Origin of the sequence: Halomonas sp. KM007 (assembly GCF_050709225.1) — a bacterium.
In the GTDB taxonomy this organism is placed as follows: Bacteria; Pseudomonadota; Gammaproteobacteria; order Pseudomonadales; family Halomonadaceae; genus Vreelandella; species Vreelandella hamiltonii.
In genome coordinates this window covers 614,656-625,716 of record NZ_CP136131.1, presented here as the reverse complement: position 1 = coordinate 625,716, position 11,061 = coordinate 614,656, and the positions used below count along the sequence as shown (strand labels likewise).

The 11,061-nt window shown below is 55.8% G+C and carries 7 protein-coding genes and 2 pseudogenes; 7 read left to right on the top strand and 2 right to left on the bottom strand.

Annotated features, from left to right (window positions below; all coding sequences use genetic code 11):
* Nucleotides 1–31: 31 nt before the first annotated feature.
* Entirely contained in the window at nt 32–733 is a 702-nt protein-coding gene (locus RVM27_RS02945; RefSeq protein WP_498957311.1) for a glycosyltransferase, read from the top strand.
* A 171-nt stretch (nt 734–904) separates the two neighbouring features.
* On the opposite strand, the pseudogene RVM27_RS02940 reads toward RVM27_RS02945, so the two are convergent.
* Both RVM27_RS02940 and RVM27_RS02935 read right to left on the bottom strand, forming a co-directional pair.
* Nucleotides 905–2,265 (bottom strand): annotated as a pseudogene (locus RVM27_RS02940) (IS1380 family transposase).
* 373 nt (nt 2,266–2,638) lie between these two features.
* A pseudogene (locus RVM27_RS02935) lies at nt 2,639–3,999 on the bottom strand (IS1380 family transposase).
* 134 nt (nt 4,000–4,133) lie between these two features.
* On the opposite strand from RVM27_RS02935, the gene RVM27_RS02930 reads away from it, so the two are divergent.
* The 6 genes from RVM27_RS02930 (at nt 4,134) to glmM (ending at nt 11,010) form a co-directional block, all read left to right on the top strand.
* A complete protein-coding gene (locus tag RVM27_RS02930) occupies nt 4,134–4,325 on the top strand; it encodes a hypothetical protein (RefSeq protein WP_498957310.1) in 192 nt (63 codons plus the stop codon).
* A gap of 12 nt (nt 4,326–4,337) precedes the next feature.
* Nucleotides 4,338–5,081, top strand: coding sequence for a class I SAM-dependent methyltransferase (locus tag RVM27_RS02925; protein ID WP_498957309.1), 744 nt, complete (start codon nt 4,338–4,340; stop codon nt 5,079–5,081).
* Between the two features lie 88 nt (nt 5,082–5,169).
* Nucleotides 5,170–7,011 carry a glutamine--fructose-6-phosphate aminotransferase gene (gene glmS / locus RVM27_RS02920; RefSeq protein ID WP_498957308.1) on the top strand — a complete coding sequence of 614 codons (1,842 nt, stop codon included), beginning with the start codon at nt 5,170–5,172 and terminating at the stop codon, nt 7,009–7,011.
* Between the two features lie 875 nt (nt 7,012–7,886).
* On the top strand, nt 7,887–8,132 hold the full coding sequence (locus RVM27_RS02915; RefSeq protein WP_498957307.1) for a hypothetical protein: 246 nt from the start codon (nt 7,887–7,889) through the stop codon (nt 8,130–8,132).
* Nucleotides 8,133–8,160: 28 nt separating this feature from the next.
* The gene (locus RVM27_RS02910; protein ID WP_498957306.1) at nt 8,161–9,627 is read left to right on the top strand and encodes a glycosyltransferase family 2 protein; all 1,467 of its coding nucleotides are present in this window, start codon (nt 8,161–8,163) and stop codon (nt 9,625–9,627) included.
* A gap of 45 nt (nt 9,628–9,672) precedes the next feature.
* Entirely contained in the window at nt 9,673–11,010 is a 1,338-nt protein-coding gene (gene glmM, locus RVM27_RS02905; protein ID WP_498957305.1) for a phosphoglucosamine mutase, read from the top strand.
* The last annotated feature ends 51 nt before the right edge of the window (nt 11,011–11,061 follow it).

Sequence of the window (11,061 nt, the reverse complement as noted above, 5' to 3'; positions counted from 1 at the left end):
TAGTTTCAAAATAGCTTGTTTTGAGGTGTTTATGAATGCATTTTTGGAGTGTAAGATAAAAGATCTGCCGTGTGCAAAGCACTTTGTGTTTACTAGGTTTGGTATTGGAGTATTTGATCCTAAATGGTTGGAATACAGGATTAAGCTTTTTTCGGCTGTAACTCTGCCAAGCGTTGTGGCTCAAAAAAATATAGATTTTGTGTGGGTTGTTTTTGTTGATGTTGATATAGATAAGGAAAGTTTACAGTTTTTAGAGAGGTGCGTAGGTGGTTATAATTTTATATATATTGTAAAGGTTGATTTTTATGCCGATTATTTTGATATTTCTGAGTGTTTAGTTGGTCTCTCAATAGATAGGAATGGAAGCTGCCTTGTGTCAAAGATTGATGATGATGCATGGCATAAAGACACTTTTGCCGAGCTTTATAATGAGTTAGACGATTACTATAGTGTATATGTTTTTCCAACTGGTTATGATTTTCTTTGCCAGGAAAGAATAATTCTTAAAAAAAATAGGCCTTATATTACACATAACACACATTTTTGTTTTAAAAGAAAGGATAGTTTGCCGATTTTAAGAGCTGGTCATCACAGAGTTGCAGAGCTTTCTGAAAATTATAGTCTTCATGTCAAAGAGATATCAACCAATAAGAGCATGTGGCTTTACTCAAGACCTGAATCCGTGAAGCCGGCGCCGACACTTTCCCTATCACCGCCAGCGAGCACTTTTTGATCATTCGCCCCGTGCAAGTTGGCTTTCGCAAGCCCGTTATTGCCAAAACCCACCGTGCTGATCGGTGCTGACGGCCCGTTTTGTCATGCCTTTCCACCCGCCAGGCACGACATATCTGGCGATCGCGTGTCGCTTGGAACTGCTTGTGGATAGAGTGTCGCCGATTGACGGTCAGCATGGCGTTCCTCGTGGATAACGCACTCGGCTCCGCAGCGTCTTGAGCACCGTCATGCGCCCGATATCCTGCCCGAAGTCGAGGATGATCTGCCGTGCCTTGTGAATCACGAGAGCCGCACGGTGCACCAGCTCTTGTAGCACGGTGCGCAGCCGGCGCCGCTTGGCGGGTGGCGAACCGGGCTCAGCTCGCCGGTCATGCCCAGCTGTCCCATCAGGCGCAGGATGTTGTAGGCCAACTGGGCGAGATGCAGGATCAGATCGTTGGTGGCGAACTTGCCGGACGGCAAGCGCTCCAGGTCGAGATCGGTCTTGATCTCGCTGTGAAACTGCTCATGGGTGGCATGCGCCTGGTAGCGTTTGATCACCGCCTCCGGCGCCTCGTCCAGGCTGGTCCACCAGCCTTCCAACTCATAGTCCGGTTCGAGCAGCAACTGGCCATCGCGATCGGCGGTGCGCTCTACCAGGCGCATCACGCGTTGGACGACGTATTCGGTCTTGTTGTCGTCGTGGATCGAGACGGTCTGCGACCACAGCGCCTGGCGCTTGCCAGGACGCAGCTCTTCCCAGTAGTCCGCCGCCACCGCCAGCCAGGTATCTCGATCAGCCGTGGCCGAGCCACGCGGGTTCCATTTGACGACATAGTCGAGCCGGCGCCCCTCGTCGGCAAAGACCTGGCGTTGCTGTTCGAGAAGCGCCAGGTGCGCCTGGCTGTCGAAGCCGCTGTCCTCGCGTAACAGGATCGGTTGCTTGGTCAAGCATTGGGCGCGAGGCAGTACCCGCTCCAGGAAGGCGTTGCTCTCCTTCATGGTGTGCTGCTTGCCAGGCCGCAGTTCCAGACCCAGGCACCACCCTTCGTTGCCCAGATAGGCGGCGATCGGGGTGTAGCCATCGACCTTCTGGTAGGTCCGCGAGACGCCTTCCTTCTTCGAGTTGCTGTTGTCCATGACGAAGGTGTCGATGTCCAGGCAGACGTGCGTCGTCTCGGCGGTGATCGGTGCTTCGATCAGTGACAGCAGGGTCGTGGACCAGGTGGCGGTGCGCGCCTGCAGGTCGTTGGCGGCAAGTTTTTCCAGCCGCTGTCGCAGTGTCGCCGCGCTCGGCACCTTCTGCAGGGTCAGCAGTTGTTGGAAGGGCTTGTCGCGGCGGAAGTTCTCGACAGCGTCATAGTCGCTCATGCCCAGACACAGCAGGCCCAGGTAGCTCTTGATCACGTCACTGGTGCGCATGCCCAGCGTGGTGGGGAAGCGGCTGTCGATGCTGTCGACGCCAGCGATCTCGAAGCATTGCCCGATGATGGACAGCCCGGCGTGGCTGGTGAGGGTGCGGCAACTGGCGCGGAACTTTATGTTGGGCATGGCACTGTCTGGGTGAATGGCGATAATGGCTATATTGCCATGCAGGTCAGTGGGTTAGAAGTGCTTCCGGGGGCCGGTCTCACGGATTCAGGTCAAGACATAAGCAGTCTGATTCTCGCTTTTCGGCAGTGAAGAACTCTATCCTGAATCCGTGAAGCCGGCGCCGACACTTTCCCTATCACCGCCAGCGAGCACTTTTTGATCATTCGCCCCGTGCAAGTTGGCTTTCGCAAGCCCGTTATTGCCAAAACCCACCGTGCTGATCGGTGCTGACGGCCCGTTTTGTCATGCCTTTCCACCCGCCAGGCACGACATATCTGGCGATCGCGTGTCGCTTGGAACTGCTTGTGGATAGAGTGTCGCCGATTGACGGTCAGCATGGCGTTCCTCGTGGATAACGCACTCGGCTCCGCAGCGTCTTGAGCACCGTCATGCGCCCGATATCCTGCCCGAAGTCGAGGATGATCTGCCGTGCCTTGTGAATCACGAGAGCCGCACGGTGCACCAGCTCTTGTAGCACGGTGCGCAGCCGGCGCCGCTTGGCGGGTGGCGAACCGGGCTCAGCTCGCCGGTCATGCCCAGCTGTCCCATCAGGCGCAGGATGTTGTAGGCCAACTGGGCGAGATGCAGGATCAGATCGTTGGTGGCGAACTTGCCGGACGGCAAGCGCTCCAGGTCGAGATCGGTCTTGATCTCGCTGTGAAACTGCTCATGGGTGGCATGCGCCTGGTAGCGTTTGATCACCGCCTCCGGCGCCTCGTCCAGGCTGGTCCACCAGCCTTCCAACTCATAGTCCGGTTCGAGCAGCAACTGGCCATCGCGATCGGCGGTGCGCTCTACCAGGCGCATCACGCGTTGGACGACGTATTCGGTCTTGTTGTCGTCGTGGATCGAGACGGTCTGCGACCACAGCGCCTGGCGCTTGCCAGGACGCAGCTCTTCCCAGTAGTCCGCCGCCACCGCCAGCCAGGTATCTCGATCAGCCGTGGCCGAGCCACGCGGGTTCCATTTGACGACATAGTCGAGCCGGCGCCCCTCGTCGGCAAAGACCTGGCGTTGCTGTTCGAGAAGCGCCAGGTGCGCCTGGCTGTCGAAGCCGCTGTCCTCGCGTAACAGGATCGGTTGCTTGGTCAAGCATTGGGCGCGAGGCAGTACCCGCTCCAGGAAGGCGTTGCTCTCCTTCATGGTGTGCTGCTTGCCAGGCCGCAGTTCCAGACCCAGGCACCACCCTTCGTTGCCCAGATAGGCGGCGATCGGGGTGTAGCCATCGACCTTCTGGTAGGTCCGCGAGACGCCTTCCTTCTTCGAGTTGCTGTTGTCCATGACGAAGGTGTCGATGTCCAGGCAGACGTGCGTCGTCTCGGCGGTGATCGGTGCTTCGATCAGTGACAGCAGGGTCGTGGACCAGGTGGCGGTGCGCGCCTGCAGGTCGTTGGCGGCAAGTTTTTCCAGCCGCTGTCGCAGTGTCGCCGCGCTCGGCACCTTCTGCAGGGTCAGCAGTTGTTGGAAGGGCTTGTCGCGGCGGAAGTTCTCGACAGCGTCATAGTCGCTCATGCCCAGACACAGCAGGCCCAGGTAGCTCTTGATCACGTCACTGGTGCGCATGCCCAGCGTGGTGGGGAAGCGGCTGTCGATGCTGTCGACGCCAGCGATCTCGAAGCATTGCCCGATGATGGACAGCCCGGCGTGGCTGGTGAGGGTGCGGCAACTGGCGCGGAACTTTATGTTGGGCATGGCACTGTCTGGGTGAATGGCGATAATGGCTATATTGCCATGCAGGTCAGTGGGTTAGAAGTGCTTCCGGGGGCCGGTCTCACGGATTCAGGTCTATATTAAATTCTTCTGCAAAAACTTATTTGACTAGTAAGGTGTATGACGATTTCTCATTTGATATGAGTTGCTATGATTTTTATAGGCAGTATGCATCTAAAGCTAGCCCAGCAGATAAAGGTAAAACTTGGGATATTAGTCAGGAGTTACAGGCTGAGGCAACTGCTTTAAAGAAAAAGCTTCGTGAGGTGAAGAAAAAAATAATTGAAAGCACAGCTAACGTTTTGTAAGGGGGGATGATTGTGAGTGGAAATAATGATAATTATATAGAATTCTCTGAAAAGATAATAAAAGAAATCAGGTTTTTTGGCAATAAAGTGATTAGAAGTCAAGTTGAGTTGGAGCTAAAAGCGTATGCTCAGTTTGAGGCTTTTTCTTGGCTACAACGCCGCCTAAAGATTAACAGTCAACTGCCACCATTAAGAGGATGGGCTACCTCACCCGATGTCCTTCTAAAGCTTCACACTCATGTCATGGCTAGCCTGCCCAAAGTGGTCGTTGAGTTTGGTAGTGGTTCCTCCACTTTAGTGACGGCTGATGCTCTTCGTCAGAATGGTTTTGGTCAACTGATTTCCATTGAACATAGCAGTCATTACGGCAAGCAGACGCTTGACACGTTAATTGCAGAAAATTTGCAACCTTGGGTAGATTTACGTGTTGGAGAACTGGAAGCTTGGAATAAGCATCACCTTTGCCCATCTGATGCGGAAAAGCCACCTTTCTGGTATCCCGAACGCTTATTGAAAGCTATAGAGGGTATCGACTTATTGCTTGTCGATGGCCCTCCAGGCGGCACTTGTGAGTTCGCTCGCTACCCTGCATTGCCTGCGCTTTTTGAAAGGTTAAATCCTGGAGCGCAGGTGTGGATGGATGACACCGTCCGTCAAGAAGAAAAAGATATCTGCCAGCGTTGGGCTGATGATTATGGGTTTAATTTGGAATACTACCCTCTTGAAAAGGGCCTCGGTATTCTGTCACGAGCTTAATTAGCACTTGGTGCATCTATGCAAATGCATATAGTTGTTTACTAAGAGCTGTTCTTTAAAAAATTCATTCTGAATTAACGGAAATACTATGTGCGGCATTGTTGGCGCGATTAGCGCAAAGGAAAGCACCGAATTTCTACTCGCAGGGCTGTCTACCCTGGAGTATCGCGGCTACGATTCGGCAGGCTTGGCGGTACTCAATAATGGGTTGCAGCGCGCCCGTGCCAAAGGGCGTGTGGCGGAGCTAGCCAGCAAAGTGGCGCAAGCGGGTATTAACGGGCATGTGGGTATCGCCCACACACGTTGGGCGACCCACGGCGTGCCCGCCGAGCGCAATGCCCACCCGCACATCTCCTCTAGTTTAGCGGTGGTGCATAACGGCATTATCGAGAACTACGAGTCTCTACGTGAGCGGCTTCAAGGCCTGGGGTATGTGTTCACCTCGGACACCGACACAGAAACCATTGCTCACCTGATTCAAGCCTGTTTTAAGGGCCAAATTGGCGAACCCGCTGAAAACCTCTTTTCCGCTGTGCAGTGCGCCGTTGCTCATTTGAAGGGTGCCTTTGCGTTAGCGGTAGTCAGTGAGGAAGAACCGGATTGCTTGGTGGTTGCCCGTGAAGGCTCCCCGTTAATGCTGGGCGTTGCAGAAGATGGCTACTATGCGGCATCCGATGCCTCTGCGCTGCTCTCTGTTACCAAGCGGATGATGTACCTGGAAAACGGCGATGTAGCTCGTTTGAGCCGCGATGCTGTGGTAGTGGTCGATGGTATTGGCCAGATGGTCGAGCGTGCCATTGTCACGTCTAGCTTGAACGCCAACGCGGTCGAGTTGGGCGATTACAACCACTACATGCAGAAGGAAATCTTCGAGCAGCCCCAGGCGCTGAGTAACACGCTGGAAATGATTAGCGGGGCAGGGCAGTTGCAGCCCGGCATTTTTGGTGCGGAAGCCGCAGAGATTTTCCAGCAGGTAGATTCGGTACTGATTCTAGCGTGTGGTACCTCTAGCTACGCAGGCATGACGGCGAAGTACTGGATCGAGCAGGTGGCGGGTATTCCTTGTAACTTAGAAATTGCCAGCGAGTACCGCTATCGCCATAGCGTGCCTAACCCAAAGCAGTTGGTCGTGGTGATTTCTCAGTCCGGTGAAACAGCGGATACCCTGGCGGCGCTGCACCATGCAAAGGCGCAGGGGCATACCTTCACCCTGGCGATCTGTAACGTTCCGGAATCTGCCATTGTACGTGAAACCGCGCTGCGCTTTATCACCCGCGCAGGCCCGGAAATTGGTGTGGCCTCTACCAAAGCGTTTACCACTCAGCTTAGTGCGCTGTTCTTACTCACGCTGCTGCTTGCCAAGGCGAATCAGCGCTTGAGCGATGACGACGAAAAAGCGTATTTAGACGAGCTTCGTCACTTGCCCATTGCCGTGGATAAAGTGCTGGCATTAGAGCCCAGCATCGAGGCGTGGTCACAGCATTTTGCCAATAAGCACCATGCGCTGTTTTTGGGCCGTGGTCGGCATTACCCCATTGCCTTAGAAGGCGCGCTGAAGCTCAAAGAGATCTCCTACATTCATGCGGAAGCCTACCCAGCGGGTGAGCTGAAGCATGGCCCGTTGGCACTGGTGGATTCCGACATGCCGGTAGTAGTGGTAGCGCCCAACGATGAAATGTTGGAAAAGCTGAAAGCCAACATGCAGGAAGTGAGCGCCCGTGGCGGCCAGCTTTATGTGTTCGCCGATGGTGGCAGTGCAGTGACGTCGTCTGACGGTGTGAACGTGCTGTTGATGCCTGAGCACTACGGGTTGCTTTCACCGGTGTTACACGTGGTAGCGCTTCAGTTGCTTTCTTACCATGTGGCGTTGGTGAAAGGCACCGATGTTGATAAGCCGCGTAATTTGGCGAAGAGTGTTACGGTGGAGTGAGGCGGTTTGGTGGGCTGCACCGGGGCGGCTAAGCGCCGCCCACTCGGGTGCCTCATTTGCTCGTGCCTCGCAAGATTCGTTACGCCGCGCTACAGGGGGCAGTGCATACACCTGTAGCGCGTGGTAAGCGGAGCGCACCCGCGAAGCACTCCGGTAGGAGTGCCGATGGTAGCGCGAAGGTGAAATGGCGCACGGTGGCTTCATCCAGGCGGCTGTTCGCCGCCCTCGCGGGTGCCTCCTTCGCTCGTTACTCTAGCTCTTTCGTTACGCCGCGCTACGGGGTCAGTGCATGCACTTGTAGCGCGTGGTAAGCGGAGCGCACCCGCGAAGCACTCCGGTAGGAGTGCCGATGGTAGCGCGAAGGTGAAATGGCGCACGGTGGCTTCATCCAGGCGGCTGTTCGCCGCCCTCGCGGGTGCCTCCTTCGCTCGTTACTCTAGCTCTTTCGTTACGCCGCGCTACGGGGTCAGTGCATGCACTTGTAGCGCGTGGTAAGCGGAGCGCACCCGCGAAGCACTCCGGTAGGAGTGCCGATGGTAGCGCGAAGGTGAAATGGCGCACGGTGGCTTCATCCAGGCGGCTGTTCGCCGCCCTCGCGGGTGCCTCCTTCGCTCGTTGCTCTCGCTCTTTCGTTACGCCGCGCTACGGGGTCAGTGCATGCACCTGTAGCGCGTGGTAAGCGGAACGCACCCGCGAAGCAATGTGTTGGCGGCGCCATTGGGGCGCGGGAGTTAACTTCTGATAAGATGACCACGCAGGGGCCTTAAGGCCCTTTTTTGTAGGCGAATGTTCAGGAGTGAACCGCCTGGGGCAGTGATTTTGCCGCATCGTTGTGCAGGGAGCGATATAACAAATAACACCTGAGTGGGGGCACCATGTCGGATGCACAGGAAACAATCGCGAGCCTGGAAGCACGTTTGCGAGCGCTGGTGGAACACTATGCGGTAGAGCGTGGTGAAATGGCCGAGCAGCTGAGCCAGTTGCTGGAAGAGAATGACCGCTTAAAGCGTCAGGTGAAGCAGCTGGAACACTCTGCGGGTGTACCGTTGGGGCAGTCGCAGGAATCTAACGGCCATGCGCTTACCTTTGATTTTTCATTACCTGATCAGCCCGTAAGCTAGTCAGGTAGGTAGTAATGCAGGAGTAAGGATGCAGGTGTTTAAGGCAGGAAAAGCACGGCTGCGCCAGTGGGTGGGGCAGCACGCGCTGGCCTTGGCGGCGGGTGGTTCATCATTCGCACAATCAGCGGCGGGGGTGTGGTCTTACTATCGCTTGGGAATGTACCAAACAGTGGTGAACCAGCCTGCCTTCCCAGATAACGTGAATGCTCAGTTCGCTAGAGCGGCCTCGTTAACGGCTCTGGGGGAAGCTCAGGAAGCCGAGGCAGTGGCGCGTTCACTGTTGAAAAGTGGCCAACTAGGCGCCCGTGTGCCTGCGTTCATTCAAGCCATCGCTGCCTTTTCGCCCCCCTTGGCGGAACGGCTCTGCCATGAAGCGGTGCTACCTGCTTCGTCTTTTCTACCCGTAGGCTTAGCCATGCGGTTGGGGGATTATCCCTTAGCTAAGCAGAGGCTACAGGCTTACCAGCAGGCGGCTAACACCCCCAATCCTGAAGCGTTGCTGGTGGAAAGTAACCTTACTGCCACCACGGCGCTTCAACAGTGCGACTTCATCAATCAATTTTTGGCCCGCCACGGGCTCGCCGCTGTTAGGCCCGTTGATGAGCACGCCCCGTTGGGCGTCATGAATCTTGCAGCGTTGGATAAGCCCGCCCACGCAGATAATGAGAGCGCGCCTGCCAGCCAAGGGCCGCTGGTCAGTGTGCTGATGACGACATACTGCTCGGGAGAGCGTGCCGTTCGTGCGATTGATTCGCTATTGGCTCAGCAGCACCGTCATCTTGAAATCATCGTGGTGGATGACGCTAGCCCTGATAACACCTTTGAGCAGCTCTTGGCGTGCGCTAAACAAGATGCGCGGGTTCGGTGTTATCAGTTGCCGAAAAACGCGGGCACGTACGTTGCTAAAACCTACGGCTACCAGCAGGCGCATGGCGAGTTCATTACCTGCCATGATTCCGATGATTGGTCGCACCCTGAAAAAATTAGCCGCCAACTGGCTCCCATGCTGAAACACCCGGCCATCATGGCGACCACGTCTCAGTGGGTTCGCTTAAGTGATGAAGGGAAGTTTTTTGTACGCCAGGCAGCACCGTTTACGCGCTTGAACCCGTCTTCGCCACTGTTTCGTCGTATGGTGATCGAGCGCATGGGCAGTTGGGATTTGGTGCGTACCGGGGCAGATAGTGAATTCTTGGCACGCATGAAGTTGTATTTTGGTAAGAGTGCCGTAAAACGCTTGATTGAGCCGCTTGCGTTTGGCGCGCACCGAGATGATTCATTGATGACCGCTAAAGATACCGGGCATCAAGAAAATGAGGTCTCCCCAGCACGGCTGGCCTACTGGGAAAGCTGGAGCGAGTGGCACCTTCAACAGTTACGCAACGGTGAGCCACTTTGCTTGGCACCGATAAGCGGTCAGCGGGCGTTTCCTGCACCCGATGCCATTGCGGTGCCTGATACGGATATCAACACATTGCTAGGTGAAGCGCGTTAAGGCGCTCGCCAGCCATTAACATAATACGTTTGGTGGGTTTGGAGAATGCGAAAGTATTTTGGTACCGATGGGGTTCGCGGGTTAGTGGGTGAATTCCCCATGACCCCCGATTTTGCCATGAAGCTGGGCTGGGCCGCCGGGCAGGTGCTGGGCGCAGAAGGCATTAAAGAGGTCATCATCGGTAAAGATACCCGTGCCAGTGGCTATATGCTGGAGTCGGCGTTAGAGGCAGGCTTTTCAGCGGCAGGCGTGAACGTGGCGTTGGTCGGGCCGCTTCCTACTCCGGCGGTGGCGTATTTAACCTCCACCTTCCGTGCGGATGCCGGGGTGGTGATCAGTGCCTCGCATAACCCGTTTCACGATAACGGCATCAAGATTTTTGGTCAGGGTGGTTTTAAACTGACTGATGCACAAGAGCAAGAGATCGAGCGTTTGCTGCACACCGCCATCGAAGGCGGCATGACGTGTGTGAGTTCGGAGCTGTTGGGTAAAGCCCGCCGAGTAGACGATGCCGCTGGGCGTTATATCGAATACTGCAAAGCGAACCTGCCCGGCCACTTGAGCTTGAGCGGCCTGAATGTAGTGGTAGATAGCGCCAACGGCGCTGCTTATAAAGTGGCCCCGGCCGTGTACCGAGAGCTGGGGGCCACGGTGGTGAGTATTCACGACCAGCCCAACGGCGTGAACATCAACGCGGGCTGCGGTGCCACCGCTATGGAAAGCCTACGGGCGGCCGTGCTTCAGCATGAAGCCGACCTGGGGATTGCGCTGGATGGCGATGCCGACCGCCTGATGATGGTGGATCACACCGGTACGGTGGTAGATGGTGATGAGCTGCTGTTCCTGCTGGCGAAAGATGCCAAGGCATCGGGTTATACCGGCGGTGTCGTCGGAACGCAAATGAGCAACCTGGGCCTGGAGCAAGCGCTAGTAGCCATGGATGTGCCCTTCAAGCGTGCCAAAGTAGGCGACCGCTACGTGATGGAGCAACTCAAGGCCACCGGCTGGCGCTTGGGCGGCGAGGGGTCTGGCCACTTATTGAGCCTAGACCACGCCTCTACAGGCGATGCCATTATTGCCTCACTACGCGTACTCACCTGCTTATTGCAGCAAGAGGCAACCCTGTTTGTGGCGAAGCAGGGCATGCACAAGCTACCGCAAACGTTGATTAACGTTCGCTACACTGCCGTAGAAGGCATCGACCCGCTAGAAAGCGAGCAGGTGAAAGCGGCGGTGGCTAACGTAGAAACGGAGCTTGGTGATAGTGGCCGTGTGCTGTTGCGTAAATCTGGCACCGAGCCGCTGATTCGTGTGATGGTTGAAGCAGTTGATGCCGAGCAGGCGACGTCTTGCGCGGAGGAAATCGCTGCGTCGTTGGCGTAATCCGGCCGTTCGTAGGTCAAGCCAGCCAGCCTTTCGGCTGGCTTTTTTGTG

Coding starts and splice junctions, on each gene's coding strand:
- RVM27_RS02945 (WP_498957311.1), top strand. CDS start 32: ATGAATGCATTTTTGGAGTGTAAGATAAAAGATCTGCCGTGTGCAAAG.
- glmS (WP_498957308.1), top strand. CDS start 5,170: ATGTGCGGCATTGTTGGCGCGATTAGCGCAAAGGAAAGCACCGAATTT.
- RVM27_RS02915 (WP_498957307.1), top strand. CDS start 7,887: ATGTCGGATGCACAGGAAACAATCGCGAGCCTGGAAGCACGTTTGCGA.
- RVM27_RS02910 (WP_498957306.1), top strand. CDS start 8,161: ATGCAGGTGTTTAAGGCAGGAAAAGCACGGCTGCGCCAGTGGGTGGGG.
- glmM (WP_498957305.1), top strand. CDS start 9,673: ATGCGAAAGTATTTTGGTACCGATGGGGTTCGCGGGTTAGTGGGTGAA.